Raw genomic sequence first — 26,858 nt, 5'->3', positions numbered from 1 at the left:
GACGACGGTCAGGCGAAAGACCTGGCACTTGCAAGACATCGGTGCTCCGCAAAATGTTAGTACTTTGCGGTTATATGGCGTGCGCCTGTCATGAGCGGAAGTTTGCGGAGTTCTCCTACGCCCGGCCGCGTTGTCGGCGAACTTCGGCGTTGGGAACAGGCGACGCTCCAGCCGCGCCCTGCACGGTCATCTTTGAAAGGCCGGGCTCCTTGCCTGCGTCGAACTCACTGAGCTAGCGCACACGGCCGTTGGAACTTGTCCGACACATAAATATTGGGCGGTGCATGACAAACGGGAGTGGCTGTGAAGTTTTCACATTTCACGGCCTCGCCCAGCCCGATCCGCGTCCGCGCGACAGCGCAACGCGATGTAACACCCACTCAAGTGAGGATTGCTTCGTGAGAGACGCACTACAGAGGGCTGCCGAATCCGACTCAGATTTCTTCGATCCCTTCGCATTCGGCGACGTCGAGGCGATCATTTCCACCACGGAAGCCCAGCGTGAGGTTTGGCTTGGAGATCGCCTGAGCGCGGAGGCCGCGCTGGCGTACAACGAAGCCAGCGCGCTGCGACTTGCAGGCCCGCTCGACGAGAGCGCGCTGCAGCGCTCGATCGGCCGCTTGCTGGCGCGCCACGAGTGCCTTCGCGCAACCTTTTCTGCAGATGGCACGCAGCTCTTCATTGCTGCAGCCCAGCCCTTCGCGCTGCAACGTATCGACATGGCGAGATTCGATGCGGCGCAGCAGCAGCGCCGGCTCGCGACGGCTTTCGACACGGCAGTGCATGAACGCTTCATCCTGGAGCAAGGCCCGCTCTTTCGCGCAAGGCTCTATCGCACCGGCCCGGAAGATCACACGCTCTTGATCAGCGCCCACCACGCCGTGTGCGATGGGTGGTCGTGGGGCGTGATATGGGGCGAGTTGGGCGCCCTGTATGCCAACGAACTGGACCTGGGCGCACCGCTGGAACCGGCCCCTCGCTATGCGGACTACGCGCAGTGGGAGGCCGACGAGATGGCCGGCCCGCGCATGCGGCCCCATGTTGATTATTGGCTGGAGCGCTTCGCCGGCAGCAGCGTGCCGGTGCTCGAGTTGCCGCTCGATCGACCGCGACCGCAGACGCGGACATTCCGGTCACGCCGCATCGACGGACTGCTCGACGCCGAGCTGATCGGCGCGGCTCGCAAGCTGGCCGCCGGATCGGGTGCAAGTCTTTACGCCGCACTCTTCGGTGCCTTCGCAGGTCTCCTCCATCGCCTGACGGAGCAGGAGGATCTGGTCATCGGAATCGCCGCCGCCGGCCAGCTCGCCAGCGAGATGCCCCGCCTCGTAGGGCATTGCGCCAACCTCCTGCCCGTGCGTGTGTCGGTGACTGCCGCGACGGCGCTGGACGAACTGGTAAGCCAGAGCCGCGACCTGTTGCTCGACGCTTTCGAGCATCAGAATCTCACCTATGGGGCGCTTCTCAAGAAGCTCCTGGTGCCACGCGATCCGAGCCGTCTGCCATTGGTCAGCGTCCTTTTCAACGTCGACGCCCGCGCCGACAGGGCGGCCGGTGAGTTCCCCGGCTTGCAGACGCAACTGCGCAGCGTCCCACGCGCCTGCGAGAACTTCGAGCTCTTCTTCAACCTCACGCCGGTCGCCGGCGGCATGCAGTACGAGGTGCAGTACAACGTCGACCTGTTCGACGAGGAGTCCATCCGCCGCTGGCTGGGAATGTACGAGCGCCTCCTGATGGCCGCTGTGCGCGATCCCCGCACCGCGCTCGGCAGCGTCGACCTGCTCACTGCAGCCGAGGAGGCGCGTCTTCTCGCGCTGCAGCCGGCACCGACGCCGCTCGAGAGCAGCGGCCTCATGCATGCGGGCTTCGAAGTGACCGCGGCGACGCAGCCGGATCGAGCGGCTCTGCGGCACGGCGGGCAGCGCTGGACCTACCGCGAACTGGACGAGCGATCCAACCGCCTGGCGCATGCATTGCGCGCTCGTGGCGTGGGCCACGGGGAACGCGTCGGCCTGTGCTTGGGGCGAGACGTCGACATGGTGGTGGCCCTGCTGGCGGTACTCAAATGCGGCGCAGCCTACGTGCCGCTGGACCCGGACTTCCCGAAAGCGCGCCTCGACTATCAGGCAGAGGATGCGCGGCTGGGTCTGCTGATCACCGCGTCCGGCATCGCCAACGCGCCCAGCGACTGGTGCGACGATCCCGACAAACAGCTGCTCCAGCTGGACACGGACGCCCGGTGGTTGGAAGCGCCGGCCAGCCCGCTGCCTCCGGGGCCGCAGGACGCCAGATCCGGCGACATGGCGTTCCTCATCTACACCTCGGGCTCGACCGGCAAGCCGAAGGGCGTGGCCATCACCCACGGCGCCGTTGCCAATCTCCTTCGCAGCATGCGCCGCGAGCTTGGCATAGGCACTGAAGACCGGGTGGCGGCCGTGAGCACGCTGAGCTTCGACATTGCGGTGCTCGAGCTGATGCTTCCACTCGAAGTCGGCGCCGAAATAGTGCTGGTGTCCCGCGAGACGGCAATGGACGGACAGGCAATGTGCCGGCTGATCGAAGGCGAGGACATCACGGTGCTGCAGGGCACGCCGAGCGCCTGGCGGCTGTTGCTGGATGCCCGGTGGCAAGGCAAGCCGGGACTGAAGGCGATGTCCGGCGGAGAAGCCATGCCCCGCGACCTGGCACTCGCTCTGAGCGCGCGTTGCGGCGAGCTCTGGAACCTGTATGGGCCCACCGAGACGACCGTCTACTCGACGCTGTGGCGCGTGGACGCGGCGCAGGTCGTTCGCCATGGCGTGTCCATCGGGCGACCTATCGCGAACACCAGCGTCTGGATTCTTGATGCTCGAGGAAAGCGATGCCCCGTCGGCGTGCCGGGCGAAATCTGCATCGGCGGCGCCGGTCTCGCCATCGGCTACTTCGACCGCCCTGAGCTGACGGCGAAGCTCTTCGTCTCCGATGCGGGGTTCGACGCAGGCGGCCGGCTGTACCGTAGCGGCGACCGCGGCCGCTGGCGCAACGACGGCCTGCTCGAACACCTCGGCCGCCTCGATGACCAAATCAAGGTGCGCGGCTATCGCATCGAGCCTGGAGAGATAGAGGCTTGCTGCAACGACGTGCCCGCGGTGGGCGCAAGCCTCGTCGTTGCGCGTGAGGACCAACCCGGCGACGTACGTCTGGTCGCCTATCTAGTCGCGGCAGCCGGTGCCGAGATCGACACCTCGGTCGTGAAGCAGGCGCTGTGTGCGCGTCTGCCGAAGTACATGCTGCCGCAGCATGTCGTCGTGCTCGACGCGTTACCTCGGCTTCCCAACGGCAAGCCCGACCGAAAGGCCTTGCCCGCACCCGGCGAGCCGGGCACGGCCGAGCGAGTGCAGCCCACCCACGCCCTCGCACCGCGCGACCGGCGCGAGCAGATCGTGCTTCATGCCATGGAACAGGTGCTGAGCCTGCCGGCGCTCGGCATCCGAGACGACTTCTTCGCCCTGGGCGGCCACTCGCTGCTGGCATCGCGGCTTGCCACTCTGCTGAGTCGGGAGTTCGGCGTGACCGTCCCCCTGCGCACGCTTTTCGCGGCGCCGACCGCGGAGCGCCTGGCGCAGGCCGTGAGCGAACTCGAGGCGGGCGGCGCTTCTCCCATGGAGCGAATACCGCACCGCGCCGGGCGGCGCAACGCGCCCCTCACCCCGATGCAGGAACGCATACTCTTCCTCGAAGAGCTGCATCCCGGTCGATCCGTCTACAACACGCCCTCGGCCCATCGGCTGACGGGCCGCTTGAACGCCTCGGCCTTTCATGAGGCGCTGCGCGAGATCGTGCGTCGTCAGCCCGCTTTGCGCACCGCATTCGACAAAGACGCGGAGACCGGCAAGTTCGTCGCATCGATCGCTGCCGAGGTGCCGGTGGAGCTGTCGCGCATCGACCTGGGCGTCTTGCCTGCCGACCAGCGCGAGCCCGAGCTTCTCGACAAGTTGCAGGAGGTGGCGGATCGGCTGATCGACATTCATCATGCGCCGCTCTTCAACGCCGCCCTGATCCGCATCGACGACGACGACCACGTGTTCGTCTTTGTCCCGCATCGCCTGGTTTGGGATGGCGCGTCCGTCGATCTGCTCATCAACGAACTGTCCGTCATCTACCAGGCGCAGCTCGACGGGGTGCCGCATGACCTGCCTGCACTGCCGGTGACGCACGGCGACTATGCCGAGTGGTACCTGAACTGGCTGGCCTCGACGCAGTTCGAAGAGCAGTTGAGTTTCTGGAAGAGCCGCTTCGCCGGCGCACCGCCGCCGAAGGCATTGCACACCGATCGGCCGCGGGGAGCGGGCATGACCGGCCAGGGCAGCACGCACTGGATGGCCGTCGATGAGGTGCTCACGCAACAGCTGCGGTCGGTGGCGCGCAGCCATGAAGTCACGCTCAACATGCTCATGCTCGGGGTTTACGTACTTCTGCTGAGCAGCGTGTCCGATGCGCGCTCGCTCGTGGTCGCAACGCCGGTCCGCGGTCGCCAGTTTCCGGAGGTCGAAGCGGTGATGGGCCTGTTCGGCAACCTGGTGCCGCTTCCCGTTGAGCTCGATCTTCGGCAGACGCTGGGCGAGTTCGTGCAGCACCTGAAGGATCAACTGGTCTCGGCGATGGACAACCAGCAGGTTCCCTTTGAACGCTTCGCGAGCGAACCTGAATTCACCGGACGAGCCAGGGGCGTCGGCCTCTACCAAGTGCTCTTCTCCTTCGAGGACACGCGCGAGCGGCCGTCAGCCGTAGGACCGCTGCGGCATCGTCAGATCCAGGTGTCGCAGCGCGGCGCCACGGAGGACATCGGCTTGTGGCTGGCCGACGGGACAGGCGGCCTGGAGGGGGGACTCACCTACAACGCCGACATCTTTCGCCGAGAAACCGGCGCGGCCTTGCGCAATCGCTATGTCGAGCTGTTGCAACGCGTGGTGGCGCAGCCGCATGAAAGCTTGGCAGAGTTGGTTGCCGCCGGCGATTCGCCCGACGCGGCCCACCTTCTGCAACTGTCGCGCAACGAGATGGACGAGCGTGCGGAGCGCGCAGCGAACCTTGCTGCGGGAACGTCGGGCGCCGCGGTGCTCGTCCCAGGTCAACTGAGGCTGGCGCAGATCTGGGCAGACGTGCTCAAGATCAACATCTCCGAAATCCGGCCGAGTGACAACTTCTTCGACCTCGGCGGTGATTCATTGCTCGCCATGCGCGTGATCCAGTTGGCGGAACGAAGATTGGGCTTGCGCACGGCGCCACCGAGGTATGTCTTCGAGAACCTGGGCCAGATTGCTTCCGGAGCGGCTGCAGCGGCGCTCGGCGAAACGCTGAGCGGCGGCAACGCGAAACGCAGATCCCTGCAGGGACGAACCCTGTTCGGCAGGATGTTCTCTGCGTGGGGCAAGACCACCAGGAGCACCTGAGCATCTCGAACGGCGCTGCCGCTGCTGTCATTGCCTTCTGCACACCCTCTGACTCTTTTGAAGAGCCTGCGTGCTCGACACTCACCTTGAAAGCCATGCCGAGTTTCCTCCGATCCATTGCCCTCACAGTCGACGAGCCGGACCCAGGACATTTTTACTGGGTGTTGCTGGAATCGCGAGCGCCTCATCCCGACGATTTTCGCCTTTTGAACTCGGCTCCCCGGGGGACGGACAGCTATGAACGGGCCTTGCACGAGGGCGTCGACGAGCTGCGCAGGCTCTGTCAGACCGGCGCGATCGGTCCGCGCCGCGAATGCGAGGGCGAGGAGGAAAATCCGTCGGGATGGACTCCCCTGGCGTGACCCGTAGGTCGCGGTGCTCCTCGCGGATACCGAATATCCGCGGTGTGCCGTTAAGGCCAGCGTTCTTACCAAACCGGAGAGCTTCATGGACAACGACACTGGCGAGCCTGAGTCCATCTCGGTCGAGCGGGACTGCAAGATCCGTGAATGGGCGACGCGGCTCGGCTGCACGGAAAGGGATCTGCGCGAGGCGGTCAAGGCCGTCGGCAATCTCATCTCGCTCGAGCACGACGATGAAATCCGCGATTGGGCGATGAGTCTTTGCTGCACCGAAGCCGAGTTGCGCGCGGCCGTGAAGGCAGTCGGTTGCCCGGAAGCGGTAGGCGCTCCCGGTGGCCCGCTCTTCAAGCCCGGAGAGTTCAACGATGTGTAACCAACGGGCCGCCGGTTACCCCAGGCGGCCCGGCTATTCGCCCAGCAGATGCAGCACCACGTGGCGGCGGTGCGGGCGCAAGCGGTGCTCCCACACATAGATGCCCTGCCACGTGCCCAGGGCCATGCGGCCGTTCACGACCGGCACCGACAGCTGCACGGCCGTGAGCGCGGCGCGCACGTGGGCCGGCATGTCATCGGGGCCTTCGTCGCGATGGCGGAACAGCGGATCGCCATCGGGCACCAGGCGGGCGAGGAAGCGGTTCAGATCGGCCTGCACATCGGGATCGGCGTTCTCCTGAATCAGGAGGCTGGCGGAGGTGTGGCGGATGAAGAGCGTGAGGAGGGCGGTCTGGACGCGCTGCGCTTGGACCCATTCCGACACGGGGCGGGTGATCTCGACGAGCGTGCGTCCAGGCGTATCGATATCGAGCGTTGTGGTGGACTGCCGATTCATGGGGTCGAGGATAGGCCGGTATGGGAATGGGTGTCGTCCCGTGACGTCTGAACAACGCCCCACCAGACGACCCGAGACTTTCCTCACGCCCACACAGAGTTTTCACGACCAGCAATGCTTCTTTACGAACGCTTCAGCGACGCTTAAGGATCGACAAAGAGACTGATTTCACAGCAAAGGAAGAAGTCCTGAGCTCCACCGAAAGGATCCCACGTCATGAAGCGTTCTGCCGCTCCCCAGCCCCTCACCCCCTCGCAGATCGAGCTGGTGCTCGACCTGCTCGAGCTGCGCCAGCTGGCACCCAAGGAGACCGCTGCGAGGTTCAACCAGCTGATCCAGGCCGGTACGTTCTCGGAAGCTCAGCAGGAAGCCATCGAGATCCTCTTCTCGCTCGAAGAGGACGAGATTCCCGACGCGCTCTTCGATTTCGTGGACGACGATGCGCGGCCGATCGTTCGCGATGCGATGGCGCACGAGGCCCGGCTCAGCTTCGTGGCCGCCTGACGCCTCGTCTCATCCCTGGCCGGAGCCCCCGGCCTTGGCCATGCGCACCCAGCGCGGATCCGTGTGGCGGCCGGCGTACTCCCGGTCGATTTCATCCAGGAGCTTGTCGGCGTTCTTCGGGTCGACGGCGGCCAGGATCGCGTCGAGCTTGGCCTCGATCCGGTCATCCCCCTCTTTCGACTGCGGTGACCCGACGTACAGCAGGAAGGCCAGTCCACCGATCTGCCACAGCAGCTGAAGGAACTCCGACTGCCAGTTCTCCAGCGTATCGCGCGACATCTGCACCAGGTAGCCCGAAACCTCGACCGATGCGCCGAGCTGCCGTTGTTCATCCACATAGGCGAACCAGCCGAACAGCCAATGCCCGATGAGCGAAAGCAGGAAGAATCCCAAAGTCACCCAGCCATAGCCATAGCGCTTCCAGATCGATGATTGCATGTCGGACTCCTTCTTCGGTGTTGTATGAGGGGGCCCATGACTCATCGCCGCCCGCGTGGCCGGCCGCGGTTCGATGGGGTGACGCGGCACAAACAAGGCAGACGAGCGACCGACTTCTTGTTCTTCGGTCCGACCTGCCGCAAAGGCTCCTGGCCCTGGGCCGTCGCATGTGGCGTGCAAAGCCTAGGAGGCGCCAATCCACCGGAGCGTCATCCATTTCCCATTCGCGATGACCTGAAAAATCGCACCGACCGGTGCAGGGAGCGCCCGGCCCACGCAGCCGCTCGCCAGCCCGGCCGCGGCCTTCCGATGGCGCCTGCCTGCATCAATAGGACCCGGGCGGCGGCGCAGTCGCCAGCTTGAAGCGCCGCGCCAAGGGGTCGAGTCCGAGGAGCTTCGCGCGAGCCGACCCGACCAGTCCGCCCAGGGAGGCCTTGAACGCATCGGCTCCCGGCGATTCGCCGGGGTAGCGCGGGGACAAGCCGCATCGCCGCATGACCCGGTTGACCTGGTGCACGCGCGCGACCTTGCGCGTGAACGAGGTGTAGAACGTCACGCCGATCGAGATCGAGACGCGATCGCCGGGGGCCGTCCAGTCCGGGTCGGAGCGCGTCATGTGCGGCGAGGTGCTCGGAAAGTACACGCCATCGCCCGGACGCGCATGGAACTCGTGGCTTTGGGCGCGAAACTCCTCGCGGTAGCGGACCTTGCGCAGCGAATGCGTGACGATGAAGTCCTCGACGGCCTCCGCCGGCACGATGCGCCGGTCCCGATGGTCCCAGACGTTCATGATCTTGTGGCCGTGCAGCTGCAGCCAGAAGTTGTTCTCGCGGTCGATGTGGAAGGGCGTCACCGAAGGCGGGGACGAAATGAAGACGAAGCCGTTCACCAGGAACACCTCGGGCTGCTCGCGCTCCACGCTGTCCTGCATGATGCCGACCACCGCATGCAGCAGCGCCTGGTAGCGCGGGATGACCTCGATGTTGTAGAGCGCGACGGAGGAACCCGGCTCTTCCAGCCGCGCGAAGAACTCGTCGATGCTGCGCCCGTCCGGATGGCGGCTGTCGTGGGCAATCACCGACGAAGGGGTCAGGCCCGGCCGCATGAAGCGGCACTGCTCCAAGGGCGCGAGTTCCTTGCCCAGCTTCACCAGTTCGGGAATCTGGAACAGGGGATGCTCATGGAAGTTGTGATGCAGAGGGGTGATCCGGTGCGTCGAGAAGGACGCCGGATCGTCGACCCACAAATGGTGCGTGCCCGTGCTGGGGGGTGTCGCATACTGGCTGCAGTCGTACATTCGGAACCTCCACTCCGGCTCCAGCGAACCGGCACCTTTCCGAGATGGAAAATCATAGTCCCGAGGAAGTGTCCAAAGGCGAATTAATACATTAGTTTGTAACCATTCCTTGGGACCGCGGCAACCAGCGCGTCGACGGGATGCCGGTTCGGGCGCGCTCAGCCGAAGGTGAATGCGTAGGCCTGCACCCCGGGGTCCAGGAACTCGATCTCGAACAGCCGATCCTTCCCGCCCGCCGACTGCCGAACGAGCTGGTAGAGCCGCTGCCCGTCGATGACCCCGTTGCCCTGCGCGTCCACGTCGAAGCCATGGTCCGCGAGGGGCGCCTTGCCATCGAGCAGCACCCTGAATCGCACGGGCTTGCCGTCGGCCGAGGGCCCGAGCACCAGATGCAGGTCGCGCGCATGAAAGCGGTAGGCGATGCGTCCGGCGACGCGGTTCAGCACTGCCCGCTCGCGTTCGACCGTCCAGTCGCCGGCCAGTGCCCACTGGTTCGTGCGCAGGGAAGCGGGACCTCGGTAGTCGTTCGCCCGATCGCGCGCCACGCCGCCCGGCGAGGCAAAGTGATGGGCGCGCTCGTAGCCCAGGTAGGTCTCTTCGGACAATGCGCCCGTCGCGGGCGCCGCGGCCTGCACGCCTTCGCCTCGCGGCGCGACGAGCCCCGAAGGAATCCGGCGCTGCCCCGCCTCCGCGAGCAGCTGCTGGATGACCTGTTCCGCCTCCTCGTACTGGTTCTCGCCGAACTGGTGGTGACGGATGCGTCCCTGCGCATCGATGAAATAGAACGCCGGCCAGGCCCGGTTGCCGAATCCGCGCCAGATGGCGAAGTCGTTGTCGACCGCGACCGGGAACGCGATGCCCAGGTCCCGGGTCGCCTTGCGAACATTGGACAGGCGCTTCTCGAAGGCGAACTCGGGCGCATGAACCCCGAGGATCACCAGGCCCGCATCCCTGTACTTGTCGGCCCAGGCGCGCAGGTAGGGCAGCGTGCGCAGGCAGTTGATGCACGAGTAGGTCCAGAAGTCGACGAGCACGACCTTGCCTCGCAGGCTCTCGGGCGTCAGTGCTTCGGTGTTGATCCATTCGGTCGCGCCGGCCAGCGAAGGGAAGGTGCCCTGCGTTCCCAGCGGGCGCGCCGCGACCGTTTCGCGGCCCGCCGCAGTCGCCAGCATGACGGGTGCTTCGGCGGCCGTGTCCGACCGCGAGAGCGGGGATGAGGGGCTCTTGTGTCCGATCTTCTCCAGCAGTGTCGTCTCCAGCTGCGTCGTGCCGGCAGACGAAAGCTGGCTGAGCAGGCCAGTGTCCAGGCCCAGTGCGATGGCGCCGACGCCGGCCAGCACGGCCGCACCGGCGGCCCGCCGGATCCATTCGCCGGTTCGCAGCGACCCCTTCAAGGCCGAGAACACGCGGCCGCCGAACAGCAGCGCGGCCGCCAGCGAGGTGCACGCGCCCGCGGCATAGGCCAGCAGCAGCAAGGAGGTGCCGGCACTGGCGCCGTTGAGCGCGGCGGTCGTCAGGATCAGCCCCAGGATCGGTCCGGCGCAGGGCGCCCACAGCAGGCCGGTGCCGATACCCAGCATCAGCGGGGACAGAAAGGAAGGGCGCGCGGACGGGGGCGCGGCCCCCGGTTGCGACAGGCGCATGCCGAGCGCGACGAAGGGCCTGCTCAGCCGATCGGCCCATGCCGGCAAGAGCAGCGTGAGGCCGAACAAGGCGAGCATTGCCATCGCCGCGTAGCGCCCCCACTCGTTGAGCGCCACCACCCAGCCGCCGCCCACGGCCGCGAGCGTGGCGATGCCGGCAAAGGCGAAGGCCATGCCCAGCAGCATCGGCAGGCCATGCGAGCGGAACGGGCGGTCGGCGCGCGCGAACACGAAGGGGAGCACCGGCAGGATGCAGGGGCTCAGGATGGTGAGGACGCCGCCCAGGTAGGCGATCGCGACGATGATCATGATGCGAGATCCTGTTGGAGGGTCATGGCGATTCGGGCTTCCAGGCCGCCTTCGTCGCGGTTGTGCAGGCTCAGCTCGGCGCCCATCGCCGTGGCGAGCTGGTGCGCGATGGCCAGGCCGAGGCCCGTGCCGCCCGTGCTTCGGTTGCGGGAGCTTTCGACGCGGTAGAAGGGCTTGAGAACGGCTTCGAGCTGATCGGGGGGGATGCCCGGACCGTTGTCGACGATCGCGACGACCAGCCGGCCTGCGTCGACGCGCACCCGCATGCGCACTTCGCTGCCGAACTTCAGCGCGTTGTCGACCAGGTTGACGATGATCCGGCGCAGCGCGTTCGGCCGCGTCACGATGGGGCCGCCGATGCGGCCCTCCAGGTGCACCTGCTGCCCCGCGTCCCCGTAGTCGGCAACCATGCTTTCGAGCAGCGCGTCGGCGTCGACGCGGCAGGGCGGCTCCGTGGCGCCGTGCAGCGTCTTCGCATAGGTGACGCCTTCCTTGACCAGCGCGTGCATGGCGTCGAGGTCTTGCCGGAACTTCAGCTGGTCCTTCTCGTTGTCCATCATCTCGGTGCGCAGCCGCATCCGGGTGATGGGCGTCTGGAGATCGTGCGAAATCGCAGCCAGGATCTCCACGCGCTCGGCCATGTAGCCCGCGATCCGCCGCTGCATCGCGTTGAAAGCGCGTGCCGCGTGCGCCACTTCGGAGGGGCCTTCTTCCTCGAGCTCCCGGCCCTTCAGGTCGGGGCCGAGCTCGTCCGCGGCCTTGGCGAGGCGAGCCAGCGGCCGCGTGACGAGGCGCACCGCGAACCAGGCGCAGAGCGCGAGCACCGCGAGCTGCAGCACGAGCACCCACAAGACCCACTTGGACACCGGCATGCCCACGCGGCGCGCATAGACGATCACCGGGCTGCCGTCCGTCAGCCTCAGCTGGATACGGAGGTCGTCGGCGGCGGCCTGCACCACCTTCACGACTTCGAAGGGGTGCAGCGCGTTGACGATGGCGTCGGCGAATTCCTGCGAGATGCCCGACTCGGGCGGCGAGCCCGAGACGCCGTCGCCCAGCATGAAGCGGTAGTTGCGCCGTTCCAGCCGCGCCAGCCAGCCTTCGCGCTCGGCAGCGGGCAGGCGGTCCAGGATGGCGATCGAACTCGCGATGTCGCGTTCGATGCCGGTCATCATCAGGTGCCGAAGCGCCATGCCGCGCTCGTAGCGGATGGCCGCGAAGGTCAGCAACTGCGCGATCGCGAGGCCCACCACGATGATGAGCGTGACGCGCATGTACAAGGAGCGGGGTTTCATGGGCGGTCCTCCGGCTTGCCGGCGCGGCGCGATGCGATGAGATGGCAGTTCACCGGGTGGCGGACTTCGTGGGCGAGGCCGCCCGCGAAGAACAGCAGGGCGAGCCAGAGCTTCTTCATGGCGAACTCAGGAGCCGGTGGGCGCCGGTTGCGCCAGAAGGTCCTGGATCTTCTTCTCGGTCGCTGCGTAGCGGCCCTCGCCGAAGTGCGAGTAGACGATGCGGCCCTGCTTGTCGATCAGGTAGACGGCAGGCCAGTACTGGTTGCCGAAGGCCTTCCAGGTGGCGTAGTTGTTGTCCTGCGCGACCGCGTGCTGGATGCCCAGTTTCCTGATCGCGTCCTGGACGTTTTTCGTGGACTTCTCGTAGGCGAATTCGGGCGTGTGCACGCCGACCACCACCAGGCCGCTGTCCTTGTACTTGGCATGCCAGTCCTTCACGTAGGGAAGGTGGTTCAGGCAGTTGATGCAGGTGTAGGTCCAGAAGTCGACGAGCACCACCTTGCCGCGCAGCTCTTGCAGCTTCAGCGGCTGGGAGTTGAGCCACTTCTCGATGTCCCGGAACTCGGGCGCCGGCTGCTGCCCGGCCACCGGGATGTCGCCGCCTTGCGGAGGGCTGGCGAAGGTGAGGGCGGCGAACGAGGCCGCGAGGGCGACGGCGAAGAGGGAAGCGGAGGTACGGATGTTCATGATGGTCGGTCTCCTGGGAAGGAGGGTTGGTGAACGAATGTCCGGATCTTCGACCCTGCCGCCCCCGATCGGCGCGAAAGGGGTACGCCTCTGTATCGATGCGGAAAGTCGACACACTACGTTTCACAAGCTTCGCTGTCGCCGGAACTCCAGCGCGGGCAGGCCGCCCCATCCCCAGTTGTCGGTGGCTATCTCTTCGATGATGACGAAGGTGCTTTCGAGGGGCTTGTTCAGCACGTCGCGCAGCAACTCGCTGGCGCCCTTGATGAGTGCGGCCTTCTCTTCGGCGGTGACCGAGTCGGCCCCGGGCTTCGTGCCTTCGCGGGTGACCTGAATGGTGACGATGGGCATGATGGCTCCTTTGCGTGGGATGGGTGAGTGGCGGCGCACCGGCCGCCATCGACGTGCAGCAGCGACTGGCTGCCTCAGGCCGGCGGTCCGGCTGGGACGGACTTTCCGATGGCACGGTGGCCCATCAGGAAGTCCACGAAGGTGCGCACGCGCAGCGGCACGAAGCGCAGTTGGGGATAGAGCAGGTTGAAGGGGCGGACGCGGCCGCCGAAGGGCTGGAGCACTTCGATCAGCCGCCCCTGGCGCAGTGCTTCTTCGACGACGAATCGATAGGCCTGGAAGATCCCGGCGCCGTGGAGGGCCAGCGTCACGCCGGCAAGAACGTCGTCGGAACTGGAGTAGCCGCCGGAGGTGGGCAGCTCGATGTCCTGCCCGTCCCGGCGAAACAGCCAGGGAATGGTGCGGCCGCTGCTGGGCAGCTCGAACTGGATGCAGTCGTGGGCGGACAAGTCTTCCAGCGTCTTGGGCGCTCCGCGCCGGCGCAGGTAATCGGGAGTCGCCACCAGCACCAGCTCGGCATCTTCGAGATGGCGCGCGATCAGCGTCGAATCGGCGGGCTCGCGAACGCGCACCGCGAGGTCGTAGCCCTCGGCGGCGAAATCGATGTTGCGGTTGCTGACGTGGACCTCCACGCGGATGCCGGGATAACGCGCCCTGAACTCGGGCAGCAGCGGGAGCAGGCGATAGTGCCCGTACGTGGTGGGGGTGCTGATGCGCAGCAGACCGCTCGGCGTGACCTGCCGGCCGCTGACCTCGCGCTCGGCCTCGATCAACTGGTGCAGCGCCTGGCGGCATTGCGCGTAGTAGGCCTGACCCGCCTCGCTCAGTCGGATCTGCCGGGTCGTGCGGACGAAGAGCCGCACCCCGAGGCGCTCTTCGAGGCGGGCCACCGTCCTGCTCACGGCGGCGGGCGTCAGGCCCGCAAAGTTGGCAGCGGCGGTGAACCCGCCGTGCTCGGCCGCCAGGCAGAACAGCTCCAGGCTTCCCAGCATCAGGTCATCGAATCGGCGATTCATCGTGCATTACATCGTGTAAGAACTGAAGTGGCGTCAGCTGCATTTATTAACTCGCAAGTAGTCAATAGAGTACGCCCCAAGGGGACAGCAATACAAGTCCCTGCTTCCAGCCCACCACCCCGAAAGGAATTCACCATGAAGACCCAAGCCAAGACCATCGTCATCACCGGCGCTTCCAGCGGCATCGGCCTGGCGCTCGCCGGCGCCTTCCTGCAGCGCGGCGACAACGTCGTCGGCAACGCCCGAACGGCCGGGCGCCTGCAGGAGGCGGCCGTGTCGCTCGGTTCGCCGGACAACTTCCTGGGCGTCGCCGGCGATGTCGCCGATCCGGCCGTCGGCACGGCGCTGGTCCAGCGCGCCGTCGAGCGCTTCGGCCGCGTCGATGTGCTCATCAACAACGCCGGCATCTTCAATGCCAAGCCCTTCGTCGAATACACGCCCGACGAACTGGAGGCGCTGGTCAACACCAACCTCAAGGGCTTCGTCTACCCGTCGCAGGCCGCCGCCCGCCACATGATCGAGCGCAAGGCGGGCCGCATCATCAGCATCACCGCGAGCATTGCCTCGGCGCCCAACCAGAGCGTGCCGGCGCTGCTGCCCGTCCTGATCAAGGGCGGCATCGACCGCGCCACCAGGGCACTCGCGCTGGAGCTGGCGCCGCACAACATCCAGGTGACCGCGGTGGCGCCCGGCATCGTCGACACGCCGCTCTACACGAAAGACATGCACGGCTTCCTCGACACGCTGCAGCCGGCCGGCCGCATCGGCACGACGCAGGAGATCGTCGACGCCGTGCTCTACCTGAGCGGCGCCGGGTTCACGACCGGCATCGTGCTGCCGGTGGATGGCGGGATGGGCGCCGGCAAGTGGTGAGCACCTCTTGCTGCGCGCGCGGCCTCAGTCTTGCGCCTCGACCGTCGATGAGAAAACGTAGCCCTCGCTGCGCACCGTCTTGATGTAGCGGGGCTCGCGCGCATCGTCGCGCAGGCGGTCGCGCAGCCTGCTGACGAGCAGGTCGATCGAACGCTCGAAGAGCTCCGCTTCCCGTCCCTGCGTGAGGCTCAGCAGCTGGTCACGGCTCAGCACCTTTTGCGGATGATCGAGGAACACCCGCAGGAGCCGGTACTCCGCACCGCTCAGGGCCACCATCACGCCGCTCGCGTCGATGAGGTGGCGCGCGGTGGTGTCGAGCCGCCATTCGCCGAAAGCCAGCTTGGTGGCGCCTTCGGTCGATCGCATGTTCGGCGGCAGCATCCGGGTGCGTCGCAGCACGGAGCGCAGGCGGGCGAGCAGTTCGCGTGCGGCGAAAGGCTTGGCCAGGTAGTCGTCGGCCCCCATCTCCAGGCCGAGGATGCGATCGGCTTCCTCGTTGCGCGCGGTCAGCATCAGGATGGGGATGGCCTTGTACTTGCCGGAGCGCAGGTCGCGGCACAGCGACAGGCCGTCTTCTCCGGGCAGCATCAGGTCGAGAATGATCAGGTCGAAGGGCCCCGATTCCTCGAGTGCCGCCCGCATGTGGCGGCCCGTGGGCACCGCGGCCACGCGCAGGCCGTTCTTGACCAGATAAGTGGTCAGCAGTTCGCGGATCTCGCGGTCGTCGTCGACGATGAGGATGTGATCGGTGGTCTTCGGGGTCATGGCAGCGCGGCTTGGCCGGGGCAGGGGTGCAGCCGCAAATGTATGCGCTCTGCCGGCGGCTTTGTACGCCCGTGTATCTGCCGAGGGCCTGCGTACAGGCGCGTACACGTTCGCGCCTGCGCGACCACCGCGTCGACCTCAGGCGAAGGGCGGGGGCGGACGGCCGTCCTGCCGGCTGAACGCGTTCGCCGCGGCTTGCAGTTCGGGCACGAAGGTCAGGAGCCTGCGCGTGAGCCAATACAGGTTGGAGGCATCGATGGGGTCCGGCATGCGCAGGGTCTTGATCAGCCGCTGCGCACGCTCCGACAAGCCCATGGCGACCAGCGGCTCGAGGACCGCTGCCAGATCGCGCCGGACTTGCTCGTCCACCAGGTCGTGCTCATCCAGGCTGTGCCAGATGGCCTGGACTGCGCGCTCGCACAGCTCGGCTTCCGAGGGCGGTGCCAATGCGTCGGGGTAGCCCAATGCGCTCGGTGGCATCGGGTGCATGCTGCGCGCTTCGTTGGACGCGAGGACTTTTCTTGGAGGCATTGGCGGCTCCTTCCTGGCAGATACGATACGCCGGCCTGAACTGGAGGGCAATGCGGTGTTCTCTGCGTGATTGCCATGGCCATGGCCTCTGGTGGGCGATCGCGGCAACTTCCTACGCGCGGCGGCCGGTCCGCGTCTCACCCTGCGTGCTCCCCGGAACGCATAGCGGAAAGATGGGCCTGTATGAAAACCTTGTTCCTGATCCGGCATGCCAAGTCGAGCCGGGACGATCCGTCCCTCCCCGACAGGAATCGGCCGTTGAACGACCGCGGCCTTCATGACGCGCCCATGATGGGCCGGCGCCTCGGCAGGAGCGGGGTCAAGCCCGATCTGCTCGTGTCGAGCCCGGCGCTGCGTGCCCTGGCGACGGCGCAACTCGTGGCGGATGCGATCGGCTACCCGCGCGAGGACATCGCGATCGAGGACAGCATCTACGAGAGCAGTCCGGAGCGCCTTCTCGCCATCATCCGCGGGCTCGACGGCAAGCTCGATTGCGTGATGGTCTTCGGCCACAACCCCGAGTTCGCCGGTCTTGCACATCGGCTTGCGCCCGAGATCACGGAAATGCCGACCTGTGCTGTCGCAGAACTCCACTTCGACACCAACGCCTGGACGGACATCGGTGTGCTCGACCCGGCCAAGGTGAAGCTGGACACGCCGAAGAAATAAGCCTCGCCGTCCGGCGCGAAGTGCCGGCAATCGGACGGCGCGCCGATTGCACATGACGCGCCGAAGGACCGCATGGTGGACGCCGCATCGCAGCATTCGGGCCGCTGTCCGCTCGAGGGTGGCCAAGTACTCTTGATAACCCTTTCGCCCTGACATATAAGGGTTGCGTGGTTTCCTTGTTACGTCCTCAAGACGGCAAAGGAGGGCGCCATGAAAAGACGCATTTACTGGCTGATGCCCGACCTGGCGAGCGCCCGGCGGGTGATGCATGACCTGGTGCAGGCGCGGGTCGATGCCGCGCACATTCACTTCGCAGGACCCGAGGGCGCAGACATGCGCGGGCTCCATGCGGCCAACGTCTGGCAGACCTCCGACCTCGTGCATGCCGCAGAAAGCGGCCTGTTGATCGGCAGCGTCGTGGGCGTGGTCGCCGGCCTGGCCGCCGCGCTGTTGTTCCCCATCGTGGGCGACGGACCCCAATGGGAAATGGCGGCGGCGCTGGCGGTGCTGGGCGGCCTGTTCGGCGCCTGGTCCTCCAGCATGATCGGCATCTCCATTCCCAGCCCTCGGCTCGCGCGCTTCCAGAGCGCGATCGCCTCGGGCCAGGTGCTGCTGATGGTCGACCTGCCGCGCGAGCGCGTGGCGGACATCGAGGCGCTGCTCGAGAGCGCCCATCCCGAAGCCCGCTTCGCTGGCGAGGAGCGGCAGGTCCCGGTCTTTCCCTGAAACGCGCCCGTGCGGCGCATGGACGAAAGGGCCCGCGCATGATCATGGCTTGGGTGCTGGCGCTCATCGTCGCGGGGTCGGTGCTGTTCCACCTGATGAATCCCTGGTGGATCACGCCGCTGGCGTCCAACTGGAAGGCCATGGACGACACCCTGACCATCACCATCGTGATCACGGGCATCTTCTTCGTCGGCATCAACCTGTTCGTCGTCTACACGCTGCTGCGCTACCGCCACCGCCCCGGCAGCCCACGCGCCGTGCATGAGCCCGAGAGCAAGGCGCTGGAGCGCTGGCTGATCGGCATCACCACCGTCGGCATCATGGCGCTGCTCGCGCCCGGCCTGGTGGTCTATGCCAGCTACGTGAAGCCGCCGCAGGACGCGACCTTGCTGGAGGTGCTCGGCCAGCAGTGGCAGTGGCGCTTCCGCCTGCCCGGCGCCGACGGCAAGCTGGGCCTGAGCGAGACGCGCCATGTCAGCCCGACCAATCCCTTCGGCCTCGACCCGGCCGACCCGGCGGGCCAGGACGACATCCTCATCGCCGAGCAGGAGGTCCACCTGCCGCTGAACAAGCCGGTGCACGTGATCCTGCGCTCGCACGACGTGCTGCACGACTTCTTCGTGCCGCCTTTCCGCGCCCGCATGAACATGGTGCCGGGGCAGATCAGCACCTTCTGGTTCACGCCTACCCAGGTCGGGCGCTTCGAGGCGATGTGCTCGCAGCTGTGCGGCGTGGGGCACCCGAACATGCGTGCCGTGGTGGTGGTGGAGGATGCGGCCAACTACCAGGTTTGGCTGAAGGACAAGGAGACCTTCGCGGTGACGCAGCGGCCGCCGACCGGCGAGGGCGGGCAGGTGGCCCAGGGCCGCGCGCTGGCCAACGGCAAGGGCTGCGTGGCCTGCCACTCCATCGACGGCAGCACGCGCGTGGGCCCGACCTGGAAAAGCCTCTTCGGCAAGACCGAGAACATGCGCGACGGCTCCACCGCGCTGGTGGACGACGCCTACCTGGGCGCCTTCATCCGCGACCCGCAGGCGCGCGGCGTCAAGGGCTTCGCCCCCGTGATGCCGAAGATCCCCTTGACCGATGAGGAGGTGGCGGCCCTGGTGGCCTATATCAAGAGCCTCGGCCCCACCCCGCCTCCGGCCGCAGGCGACCAGAAGGCGCAGCGATGAGCCGCCGGGCCGCTCCCAAGGCGAATGGCACCGCAGCCGAAGGCGAAGGTGCTCCGGTGAGCCGCCGGGCCGCTGCCGAAGCGAATGGCAGCGCAGCCGAAGGCGAAGGCGCTCCAGCGAGCGCAGCGATCTACGAGGAGTGAAGGAACCCCATGTCCAGCATCGTCGTCCCCGCACCGCACCACGAAGCGAAGAGCTTCTGGACCCGCTATGTCTGGAGCCAGGACCACAAGGTGATCGCCGTGCAGTACGCGTGCACCGCCATCACCGTCGGCGTGATCGGCGTGGTGCTGTCCAACCTGATGCGGCTGCAGCTGGGCTATCCCGGCGCCTTCGAGTTCATCACCCCCGAGCGCTATTACCAGTTCGTCACCATGCACGGGATGATCATGGTGATCTACCTGCTCACCGCGCTCTTCCTCGGCGGCTTCGGCAACTACCTGATCCCGCTGATGGTGGGGGCGCGCGACATGGTGTTCCCCTACCTCAACATGCTGAGCTTCTGGGTCTACCTGCTGTCGGTGCTGGTGCTGATGGCGAGCTTCTTCGTCACCGGCGGGCCCACAGGGGCGGGCTGGACGCTCTACCCGCCGCAGTCCATCCTCCCCGGCACCCCGGGGAGCGACGCCGGCATCGTGCTGATGCTGGTGTCGCTGCTGATCTTCATCGTCGCCACCACCATGGGCGGTCTCAACTACGTGACCACCGTGCTGCAGGCGCGCTGCGAGGGCATGACGCTCCTGCGCATGCCGCTGTCGGTGTGGGGCATCTTCGTGGCCACCATCCTGGCGCTGCTGGGCTTTCCGGCGCTCTTCGTCAGCGGCGTGATGCTGCTGCTGGACCGCGCCGTGGGCACCAGCTTCTTCATGCCGGCGCTGCTGTCGCTGGGCGGCCAGGCGACGCAGTACAAGGGCGGCAGTCCGCTGCTGTTCCAGCACCTGTTCTGGTTCTTCGGCCATCCCGAGGTCTACATCGTGGCATTGCCGGCCTTCGGCCTGGTGTCGGACCTGATCAGCGTGCACGCGCGCAAGCGCATCTTCGGCTACCGCATGATGGTCTGGGCCATCGTCGCGATCGGCGGGCTGAGCCTGGTGGTGTGGGCGCACCACATGTTCGTGGCGGGCATGAATCCGTACTTCGCCTTCTTCTTCGCGACCACCACGCTGATCATCGCGGTGCCCACCGCCATCAAGGTCTACAACTGGCTGCTCACGCTGTGGCGCGGCGACATCCACCTGTCGGTGCCGATGCTGTTCTCGCTGGCCTTCATCTGCACCTTCGCGATCGGCGGGCTGACGGGGCTCTTCCTCGGCAACGTGAGCGTGGACATCCCGCTGTCGGGCACCTACTTCGTGGTGGCGCACTTCCACATGGTGATGGGCGTGGCGCCGCTGCTGGTGGTCTTCGGCGGCATCTACCACTGGTACCCGAAGGTAACGGGCCGCATGCTGGACGACTGGCTGGGGCAGCTGCATTTCTGGGTCACCTTCATCGGCACCTACCTGATCTACTTCCCCATGCACTACCTCGGCGTGCTGGGCATGCCGCGGCGCTACTACAACTTCGATCTCTACCAGTTCATCCCGCCCTCGGCCTACAGCCTCAACGCCTTCATCACGGTGGTGGCGCTGGCGGTCGGAGTGGCGCAGGTGCTGTTCATCTTCAACCTGGTGTGGAGCCTGCGGCACGGGCGGGTGGCGGACGGCAATCCGTGGCGTGCCGCCTCGCTCGAATGGCAGACGCCGCAGACGCCGCCGGTGCACGGCAACTGGGGGCCGGCGCTGCCGGTGGTCTACCGGGGCGCCTATGCCTACGGCGTGCCCGGCGCGCGCGAGGACTACATCCCGCAGAACGCGCCGCCCGAGGCCGGCGCGACGGAGGCCGAGGAAGAGGCCGGCACGGGCGGGGCCAGGGGGACATCGACATGAACACCAGTGCCGCGCTCCGCCCCGGCTATGGCGGCCGGCGTCCGGATCCGCATGCCGCGGCGCTGTCGGCCAGCATCGGCCTGTGGGTGTTCATGGGCGTGGCCACGGTGCTGTTCGCGCTCTTCGTCACCGCCTACGTGATGCGCATGAGCGGCGATGACGCAGTGGCGATCGCGCTGCCCTGGCAGCTGGGGCTCAGCACGGCGCTGCTGGCGGGCGGCAGTGCGGCGTTGCAGGCCTCGGCAAGGGCGGCGCGCGGCGTGGCGATGCGCCGCACGCGAAAGCTGCTGCTGGCCGGCGGCCTGTGCGCGCTGGCCTTCCTGCTGGTGCAGCTGTGGGCTTGGTCGGCGCTGCTGGCGGCGCAGGTCATGCCGGCGGGCAATCCGGGCGGCAGCTTCTTCTACCTGCTGACGGCGGTGCACGGGCTGCATGTGGCGGGCGGCCTTGCCGCCTGGGCCTGGACGGCGCGCGCCGCCTGGCACCCTGCCGCGGACCTGGTCGGGCTCGGCTGGCGCATCGGGCTGTGCGCGCGCTACTGGCACTTCCTGCTGGCGGTGTGGGTGGTGCTCTTCGCCATGCTGGGCTGGCTGACGCCGGAGGTGGCGCGCTTCATCTGCGGCACCGCTTGATCGAGGAGCCCCGAGCATGAACACCGCCGCCGTTCCCCCCATTGCGCCACCCATCCTGGCGCCCGCCAGCCCCGTCGCCGGCTGGCGCGGGCTGATCGCCGACTGGTCGTCCGACCGCGAAGCCTTCCACGTCTCGTGGGGCAAGGCGATGATGTGGATCTTCCTGCTGAGCGACACCTTCATCTTCAGCTGCTTCCTCGTCGGCTACATGACGGTGCGGGTCTCCACCACCGTGCCCTGGCCCAACCCCAGCGAGGTGTTCGCGCTCCAGGTGGCGGGCGCCGACGTGCCGCTGCTGCTGATCGCCATCATGACCTTCGTTCTCATCAGCAGCAGCGGGACGATGGCGATGGCGGTGAACTTCGCCTACCGCGGCGACCGCGCCAACGCTGCCGCGCTGATCCTGGTGACCGCCATTTGCGGCGAGATCTTCGTCGGCATGCAGGCCTTCGAATGGTCCAAGCTGATCATCGAGGAGGGCGTGCGGCCCTGGGGCAACCCGATGGGGGCGGCGCAGTTCGGCTCGGCCTTCTTCATGATCACCGGCTTTCATGGCCTGCACGTGTCCTGCGGGGTGGTGTACCTGCTGACCGTCGCCTTCAAGCTGATACGCGGCGACTACGAGCGAACGGGCAACTACCAGATCGTCGAGATCGCCGGGCTCTACTGGCACTTCGTGGACCTGGTGTGGGTGTTCATCTTCGCGCTGTTCTATCTCTGGTGAGGAGACAAGACCATGAGTTCCGGCACCGGCCAGCAGCATCCGATCAGCCTCTATCTGAAGATCTGGGGCTTGCTCTTCGTGCTCAGCATGCTTTCCTACCTGGTGGACTACCTGCATCTCCAGGGCATGCTTCGCTGGGGGCTGATCCTGACCTTCATGATCATGAAGGCGGGCCTGATCGTCGCGGTCTTCATGCACATGGCCTGGGAGCGAATGGCCCTGGTGTACGCCATCCTGCTGCCGCCGCTGGCGCTGCTGGTGCTGGTGTGGTTGATGGCCGCGGAGGCGGGGCATACCCTGCTCACGCGACTGCTCTTCTTCAACTGAGGCGTGGGCTCCCCTGTAGAGGGGATTCGCACGCGCCCTCGAACTCCTAGACTCGTATCGCGCGCAACGCTCGCGCGCATCCGAAGGGAGAAAGAACATGACATCGCAACACTTGCTCGGCGCCGTGGCGGCGGCGCTCGTCCTGCTGGCCGCTTCGCCTGTGCCGTCGCCTGCGCAGGCACAGGCCCCGGACCGGCGGCACCTGGCCTCGGCCAGCGTCGAGGCGCTGCAGCGCACCTACCTCGAATGCGACCGCGTCGCGACAAACACCCTGCTCGACCTCGCGAGTGCCGCGCATTGCTCGATGGTCGGCGAGGAACTCAAGCACCGCGTCTTCGGCGGCGACCTCGAGCGGCTGCTCGCCTGGTGGCGTGCCAACAGGTGGACGGGCGCCGAGGCGGTGTCGGACTCGCAGGCGCGCGATCACGGGCCGGAGATTCCATGACGCAGCGGCATCGCACTGGAGCGATCGCTGATGCTCGCAAGACCCGGCAGCCGGCAGCCGGCAGTTCTCGAACCGTTGCCGTCGGGCATGGCGGCTCGGCATTCGCCCGATGTTCATAGCAGCCCATGCTCGGCGAGCGAGCACGTCAGCGAGCCAGCGACGATGACGTGGTCCAGCACGCGCACATCGACGGTTGCCAGCGCACCCATCAAGGTGTAAGTCAAGGCCTCGTCCGCGCGGCTCGGCTCGGGATTCCCGTCGGGATGGTTGTGTGAAAAGATCACCGCGGCGGTGTTGAGCCGCAGCGCCTCCTTGACCACTTCGCGTGGGTAGACGGTAGCCTGATTGATAGTGCCGCGGAACATCTCCACGTACTCGATCAGACGGTTCTGAGTATCCAGGAACAGCGCCGCAAATACCTCGTATTCGAATCCCGCAAGCTTGGCGCGCAAGTAATCGTGGATTGCCTGCGCCGACTCGAACGAGGCGCCGCGCTGGACCTTTCGGTCGACGGCCTGGCGCGCGGCATGCAGGATCTGGTCGGGTGTCGCCACGAGACAGCGACCTTGCTCGTCACGCACGAACAACTTCGGAGCCAAGCAGGGGGAGAAGACTGCGGCATGGCGATACTCTGACCCTCTTGTCGGCTTCATGACCTCTCCTTTTGTTACCGAAATTGCAAATAGCGCGAAAAATCGCATCTTATGCGAACTTTGAGTCGATTCACGAGGGTAAATTGGCCCATGGCACAACGTAAGCGCAAGAATTGCCATGTCTGACTCAATCCCTCCGACGGGCCCAGGCTCAGAATCCCTGGCCGCCCAGTGCGTCCGGGCACTCCTCGATCGGCATGGTGTTCCCAAGCGCAAACATGCGGCCGTCGTCACGGACGTCCTCGCGCTTTCGTATTCGCAGGGGCATCGTCGCCTCACCACCGATGCGACATGGACGCTCGAGGAACTGCGCACCCTCGCCGAGCACTACGGCGAGTCGTTGGCCGGCATGGTCTCGCTCGGACAGTTGGGTGAGATGCTCGGCGCCACAATCAGGATCGGCACGACCATCGTTCCATGCCGGTTTGCTCGGGGGCCTGCGGTTCACAAGCCGCGTCCAGGCGCCCTGGTCGCAGTGCTTGTCGATTCCGAATGGCATGTAGTGCCTGCCGCACACAATCTGGCCACGCAGGCCTATGACATCGTACGGCTGGTGGTCGAGCCTTCGTCCGCCGTCAGCAGGCGCATCGCCGTACTCGACGATCACGCCGATATTGCCGAGACGATCGCCGGCTATCTGAAGTCTGCGGGGTACGACCCCACGCCATTTGTCGACCTTGCCTCCATCACGGCAGCGGCCAGAGATCATCCCTTCGACGGCTACGTGTTGGACTGGATCATCGAGACGAATGGCGTCAAGGACACGGTGCGGGATCTGGTGGGGTCGATCCGGTCGCGCGACGCGCATTGCCCGATCGTGGTCCTGACGGGCCAAGTGGAAACCGGCGTGGCCGATGAATCCGACATTGCGACCGCGATGGCAAAGTACGGGCTCAAGTTCTTCGAGAAGCCGGCGCGGCTGTCCATCATTTCGGCTGCGCTGGCTGGTTCCTTTGCAACTGCATGAATACGAGCAGGGGTCACCCAATGACCGCTGCGGCCTGCTCTCTGCGAATTGGCTTTTTCAGCACTGCATCGAAAGTGCCCTCGGCGGGCCCGCGGCCTGCCGCCATCGCGACCAGACGCGCGCTGCGGTTCAAGCCAGCCGTCCTGACCTGCGCGGCCACATCGGCACTGATGTTGCCGGGCATGTCCACATCGATCACGACCGTGCCGTAGGCATGGGCCGCCAGAAGGTTCAATGCGACCGCCGCTGATCTGGCCGTGTCGCAGCTCAAGTCCAGTTCTGCGCCTATGCCTGTGATCTTCTCAAGCAGTTCGCGCCGATCGCTGACCACCAGGAGTCGCCGTGTTCCGCTGCCTTCGGCGGGCGTACGCTCCTCCGCCGCCACCGCTGGAATGGCGAGATCGACCGTGGTGCCGCCGCCCGGGCTCCATGACACTTCGATGGAGCCGCCGAGTTGCAGGAGCAGCGCTCGCACCACCGCCAACCCGATGCCGCGCCCCCTGCCCGGTTGATGCGGCACCGGCTCGAGCCCCTGTGTCACTGTGCCGGCAGCGGCAGCAGGCAGTCCGGGTCCTGTGTCCGCGATGCGCAGGCGCAGCAGGGCGGCTGATGCGTCGAAAGCCTGCAGGCTGACGGCCACGCCCCCGCGATCCGTGTACTTGACGGAGTTGTCGATCAGGTTGTGAAGCAACTGGCCGATCCTGGCGCCGTCGGCGACGACGAAGATCGGCTCCGGCGGGGTCTCCACCGTCAGCCTCAAGCCCTTGGCCTCGGCGGCCGATGCCGCATCCTCTGCCATCTCCCGCGCCAGTTCGGTGGCCTCGAACACTTCGGGCCGCAGCTCGATCCGGCCGGTGGGGCCGCGTGCCAGGGTCAAAAGGTCCCGGAGCTGCACCGCGAGCTCGTCTGCCGATCGACGGATGCGCCGCGTAATTTCTGCTTGGTCAGGCAATGACTGTCGGCTTTCCAGCACGTCGAGTGCCGAGACGATGCTCTGGAGCGGGGATCTCAATTCGTGGCTCACCATGCCAAGGAACCGGGTCTTGGCCTGCACGGCTTGGCGCTCCGATTGCAGGGCACGCTCGCGCGCCCTGGCTTCGCGCTGGTAGCGCGCCCATGACAGGCTGACGCTCAGCACCCAGAGCAGCATCAGGCCGAAGGCGATCCAGACCGTGATCCAGAGAAGTCGGCGCCGCGTCAGCAGGCTTTCCAGCGCTGCGCTGCGGGCCTCCAGCTCTTCTACCCTGACGGCATTCGAGAGCGTGAGGATGGTCTCCTCGATGGGAGCAAATTCCTTCACCAGTGTCGGTGCATGTGCACGCAGGACCGTGGGTGAATCGAGCATGGGATTCACCCGACGATGGAAGGCGACGATCGCCTGCCTACCGATCGCGAAACCTGGAATGCTCTCGAAGAAGGCGGTGAGCTCCGATTCGCCGGTGAGGATCAGCGCCTTGGACATCAGGACTGCGCTGCGCCTGGACAACTCGTCATCGTCAATGTCGCCTCCCAGTGCCAGGACTTCGGCTGTTTCTCGCATGCGCAGATACGCCAGCTCATATTGCGCGACGGTCCAGTAGTAGCCTTCATTGGGCCCAGCCTTTTGCATGATCTGCTCGTCGAGCCGTGAGATCCACGTGCTGACTGCAACGAAGGAGATTGCAATCACAGCCAGCACGGCGGTGATGACGTTGCGCGCGCGAAGGCGCGGGGACCATGCTTTTCTAATCGACAACGGTGATGCGCCTTACCTGCCAGATGAACTTGGCCTGCGCCGGTGGTGTGTTGAGCTTGTTCGGGTACTTGTCACGCGGGTACATCACGAACAGCGGACCATGATCGCGCGCGCTCATGCGCTTGCCGTCGCGGCTGTGCGCCAAGATGGGACTGAAGGCCTCCAGGTCCGAGACGGGAATACTGGCGCTGTAGCCATCCAGTGCCTGCACATCAAGGCGTGACCCGCTTGCACCGATGTGCTTGAGCACGTTCGCCAGCAGGGGGCCGTCGAACCTTGATCGCTTGGTCCATGTGGTCGCGGTGGTGATCGAACTTTGTGGGAGCGACATGAATTCTTCTTCGCTGAAGCGGTAGACCTTGGCTTTCTCGTCAGTGAACTTGCGGATGTTGCCGCGGACGGTCAGGAAAGCGCGTCGATCCTCCTCGGAGTGAGCGAATCCCGAGGCACCGAGTGCCGCGACCGTCAGAAGCTGCCTTCTTCCAAACATATTCTCTCCCTTCCAAAGCACCTGCTTGCAGTGTTGCTGCACGAATGGCCCATGCAGC

28 protein-coding genes are annotated in these 26,858 nt (G+C 66.2%); 14 read left to right on the top strand and 14 right to left on the bottom strand.

Annotated features, from left to right (window positions below):
- Positions 1 to 248 precede the first annotated feature (248 nt).
- From AC3A6Y_RS27450 to AC3A6Y_RS27440, 3 genes are all read left to right on the top strand, one after another.
- Positions 249 to 5,432, top strand: coding sequence for an amino acid adenylation domain-containing protein (locus AC3A6Y_RS27450; RefSeq protein ID WP_487871407.1), 5,184 nt, complete (start codon positions 249 to 251; stop codon positions 5,430 to 5,432).
- A complete protein-coding gene (locus tag AC3A6Y_RS27445) occupies positions 5,405 to 5,794 on the top strand; it encodes a hypothetical protein (RefSeq protein WP_487871406.1) in 390 nt (129 codons plus the stop codon). The genes AC3A6Y_RS27450 and AC3A6Y_RS27445 overlap by 28 nt, the downstream gene beginning before the upstream one ends.
- A gap of 85 nt (positions 5,795 to 5,879) precedes the next feature.
- Positions 5,880 to 6,167, top strand: a complete 288-nt coding sequence (locus AC3A6Y_RS27440) for a DUF3606 domain-containing protein (RefSeq protein ID WP_487871405.1) — start codon at positions 5,880 to 5,882, stop codon at positions 6,165 to 6,167.
- A 33-nt stretch (positions 6,168 to 6,200) separates the two neighbouring features.
- Here AC3A6Y_RS27440 and AC3A6Y_RS27435 read toward each other — a convergent pair whose 3' ends face one another.
- Complete coding sequence (locus tag AC3A6Y_RS27435) at positions 6,201 to 6,623, bottom strand: secondary thiamine-phosphate synthase enzyme YjbQ (protein WP_487871404.1); 423 nt, start codon at positions 6,621 to 6,623, stop codon at positions 6,201 to 6,203.
- 216 nt (positions 6,624 to 6,839) lie between these two features.
- On the opposite strand from AC3A6Y_RS27435, the gene AC3A6Y_RS27430 reads away from it, so the two are divergent.
- Complete coding sequence (locus tag AC3A6Y_RS27430) at positions 6,840 to 7,127, top strand: hypothetical protein (RefSeq protein WP_487871403.1); 288 nt, start codon at positions 6,840 to 6,842, stop codon at positions 7,125 to 7,127.
- A gap of 9 nt (positions 7,128 to 7,136) precedes the next feature.
- Here the strand turns inward: AC3A6Y_RS27430 and AC3A6Y_RS27425 are convergent, their stop codons facing one another.
- From AC3A6Y_RS27425 to AC3A6Y_RS27390, 8 genes are all read right to left on the bottom strand, one after another.
- Positions 7,137 to 7,565: a DUF6766 family protein gene (locus AC3A6Y_RS27425; protein ID WP_487871402.1), complete on the bottom strand. Its 429-nt coding sequence runs from the start codon at positions 7,563 to 7,565 to the stop codon at positions 7,137 to 7,139.
- A gap of 325 nt (positions 7,566 to 7,890) precedes the next feature.
- On the bottom strand, positions 7,891 to 8,862 hold the full coding sequence (locus tag AC3A6Y_RS27420; RefSeq protein ID WP_487871401.1) for a JmjC domain-containing protein: 972 nt from the start codon (positions 8,860 to 8,862) through the stop codon (positions 7,891 to 7,893).
- Between the two features lie 158 nt (positions 8,863 to 9,020).
- Entirely contained in the window at positions 9,021 to 10,814 is a 1,794-nt protein-coding gene (locus tag AC3A6Y_RS27415; protein WP_487871400.1) for a cytochrome c biogenesis protein DipZ, read from the bottom strand.
- Positions 10,811 to 12,109, bottom strand: coding sequence for an ATP-binding protein (locus AC3A6Y_RS27410; protein ID WP_487871399.1), 1,299 nt, complete (start codon positions 12,107 to 12,109; stop codon positions 10,811 to 10,813). Before AC3A6Y_RS27410 ends, AC3A6Y_RS27415 begins: the two co-directional genes overlap by 4 nt.
- Positions 12,106 to 12,228, bottom strand: a complete 123-nt coding sequence (locus AC3A6Y_RS27405) for a hypothetical protein (protein WP_487871398.1) — start codon at positions 12,226 to 12,228, stop codon at positions 12,106 to 12,108. The genes AC3A6Y_RS27410 and AC3A6Y_RS27405 overlap by 4 nt, the downstream gene beginning before the upstream one ends.
- 7 nt (positions 12,229 to 12,235) lie before the next feature.
- A complete protein-coding gene (locus AC3A6Y_RS27400) occupies positions 12,236 to 12,796 on the bottom strand; it encodes a thioredoxin family protein (protein ID WP_487871397.1) in 561 nt (186 codons plus the stop codon).
- Positions 12,797 to 12,919: 123 nt separating this feature from the next.
- Positions 12,920 to 13,147 (bottom strand): tautomerase family protein, encoded by a 228-nt coding sequence (locus AC3A6Y_RS27395; RefSeq protein ID WP_487871396.1) that lies wholly within the window; start codon positions 13,145 to 13,147, stop codon positions 12,920 to 12,922.
- A 74-nt stretch (positions 13,148 to 13,221) separates the two neighbouring features.
- Positions 13,222 to 14,163, bottom strand: a complete 942-nt coding sequence (locus tag AC3A6Y_RS27390; protein ID WP_487871395.1) for a LysR family transcriptional regulator — start codon at positions 14,161 to 14,163, stop codon at positions 13,222 to 13,224.
- 135 nt (positions 14,164 to 14,298) lie between these two features.
- Between AC3A6Y_RS27390 and AC3A6Y_RS27385 the strand changes: the two genes are divergently transcribed.
- Entirely contained in the window at positions 14,299 to 15,036 is a 738-nt protein-coding gene (locus AC3A6Y_RS27385; RefSeq protein WP_487871394.1) for an SDR family NAD(P)-dependent oxidoreductase, read from the top strand.
- Positions 15,037 to 15,060: 24 nt separating this feature from the next.
- On the opposite strand, the gene AC3A6Y_RS27380 is transcribed toward AC3A6Y_RS27385, so the two are convergent.
- Together AC3A6Y_RS27380 and AC3A6Y_RS27375 are read right to left on the bottom strand one after the other, a co-directional pair.
- Positions 15,061 to 15,801, bottom strand: a complete 741-nt coding sequence (locus AC3A6Y_RS27380) for a response regulator (protein ID WP_487871393.1) — start codon at positions 15,799 to 15,801, stop codon at positions 15,061 to 15,063.
- A gap of 138 nt (positions 15,802 to 15,939) precedes the next feature.
- A complete protein-coding gene (locus AC3A6Y_RS27375; RefSeq protein WP_487871392.1) occupies positions 15,940 to 16,332 on the bottom strand; it encodes a hypothetical protein in 393 nt (130 codons plus the stop codon).
- Positions 16,333 to 16,515: 183 nt separating this feature from the next.
- On the opposite strand from AC3A6Y_RS27375, the gene AC3A6Y_RS27370 reads away from it, so the two are divergent.
- The 8 genes from AC3A6Y_RS27370 (at position 16,516) to AC3A6Y_RS27335 (ending at position 22,955) form a co-directional block, all read left to right on the top strand.
- Positions 16,516 to 17,001 carry a SixA phosphatase family protein gene (locus AC3A6Y_RS27370; RefSeq protein WP_487871391.1) on the top strand — a complete coding sequence of 162 codons (486 nt, stop codon included), beginning with the start codon at positions 16,516 to 16,518 and terminating at the stop codon, positions 16,999 to 17,001.
- Between the two features lie 210 nt (positions 17,002 to 17,211).
- A complete protein-coding gene (locus AC3A6Y_RS27365; protein WP_487871390.1) occupies positions 17,212 to 17,727 on the top strand; it encodes a DUF1269 domain-containing protein in 516 nt (171 codons plus the stop codon).
- Positions 17,728 to 17,765: 38 nt separating this feature from the next.
- Entirely contained in the window at positions 17,766 to 18,902 is a 1,137-nt protein-coding gene (locus AC3A6Y_RS27360; protein ID WP_487871389.1) for a c-type cytochrome, read from the top strand.
- Between the two features lie 152 nt (positions 18,903 to 19,054).
- Positions 19,055 to 20,830 (top strand): cytochrome c oxidase subunit I, encoded by a 1,776-nt coding sequence (locus AC3A6Y_RS27355; RefSeq protein ID WP_487871388.1) that lies wholly within the window; start codon positions 19,055 to 19,057, stop codon positions 20,828 to 20,830.
- Positions 20,827 to 21,459 (top strand): cytochrome c oxidase subunit 3 family protein, encoded by a 633-nt coding sequence (locus AC3A6Y_RS27350; RefSeq protein ID WP_487871387.1) that lies wholly within the window; start codon positions 20,827 to 20,829, stop codon positions 21,457 to 21,459. Before AC3A6Y_RS27355 ends, AC3A6Y_RS27350 begins: the two co-directional genes overlap by 4 nt.
- 16 nt (positions 21,460 to 21,475) lie before the next feature.
- A complete protein-coding gene (locus AC3A6Y_RS27345; RefSeq protein WP_487871386.1) occupies positions 21,476 to 22,183 on the top strand; it encodes a heme-copper oxidase subunit III family protein in 708 nt (235 codons plus the stop codon).
- Between the two features lie 12 nt (positions 22,184 to 22,195).
- Positions 22,196 to 22,510 carry a cytochrome C oxidase subunit IV family protein gene (locus AC3A6Y_RS27340; RefSeq protein WP_487871385.1) on the top strand — a complete coding sequence of 105 codons (315 nt, stop codon included), beginning with the start codon at positions 22,196 to 22,198 and terminating at the stop codon, positions 22,508 to 22,510.
- Between the two features lie 97 nt (positions 22,511 to 22,607).
- Entirely contained in the window at positions 22,608 to 22,955 is a 348-nt protein-coding gene (locus AC3A6Y_RS27335; RefSeq protein WP_487871384.1) for a hypothetical protein, read from the top strand.
- A 113-nt stretch (positions 22,956 to 23,068) separates the two neighbouring features.
- Here AC3A6Y_RS27335 and AC3A6Y_RS27330 read toward each other — a convergent pair whose 3' ends face one another.
- Positions 23,069 to 23,608 (bottom strand): JAB domain-containing protein, encoded by a 540-nt coding sequence (locus AC3A6Y_RS27330; RefSeq protein ID WP_487871383.1) that lies wholly within the window; start codon positions 23,606 to 23,608, stop codon positions 23,069 to 23,071.
- A 118-nt stretch (positions 23,609 to 23,726) separates the two neighbouring features.
- Here AC3A6Y_RS27330 and AC3A6Y_RS27325 point away from each other — a divergent pair, with 118 nt between their 5' ends.
- Positions 23,727 to 24,575, top strand: a complete 849-nt coding sequence (locus AC3A6Y_RS27325; RefSeq protein WP_487871382.1) for a helix-turn-helix domain-containing protein — start codon at positions 23,727 to 23,729, stop codon at positions 24,573 to 24,575.
- A 13-nt stretch (positions 24,576 to 24,588) separates the two neighbouring features.
- Here AC3A6Y_RS27325 and AC3A6Y_RS27320 read toward each other — a convergent pair whose 3' ends face one another.
- Complete coding sequence (locus AC3A6Y_RS27320) at positions 24,589 to 26,310, bottom strand: sensor histidine kinase (RefSeq protein ID WP_487871381.1); 1,722 nt, start codon at positions 26,308 to 26,310, stop codon at positions 24,589 to 24,591.
- On the bottom strand, positions 26,300 to 26,842 hold the full coding sequence (locus AC3A6Y_RS27315) for a putative pterin-binding protein (protein ID WP_487871380.1): 543 nt from the start codon (positions 26,840 to 26,842) through the stop codon (positions 26,300 to 26,302). Before AC3A6Y_RS27315 ends, AC3A6Y_RS27320 begins: the two co-directional genes overlap by 11 nt.
- Between the last annotated feature and the right edge of the window lie 16 nt (positions 26,843 to 26,858).

It is taken from the genome of Variovorax sp. Soil_C_17 (assembly GCF_057657265.1).
The sequence above is the reverse complement of the archived record's forward strand: the minus strand, read 5'-3'. Positions and strand labels throughout refer to the sequence as shown.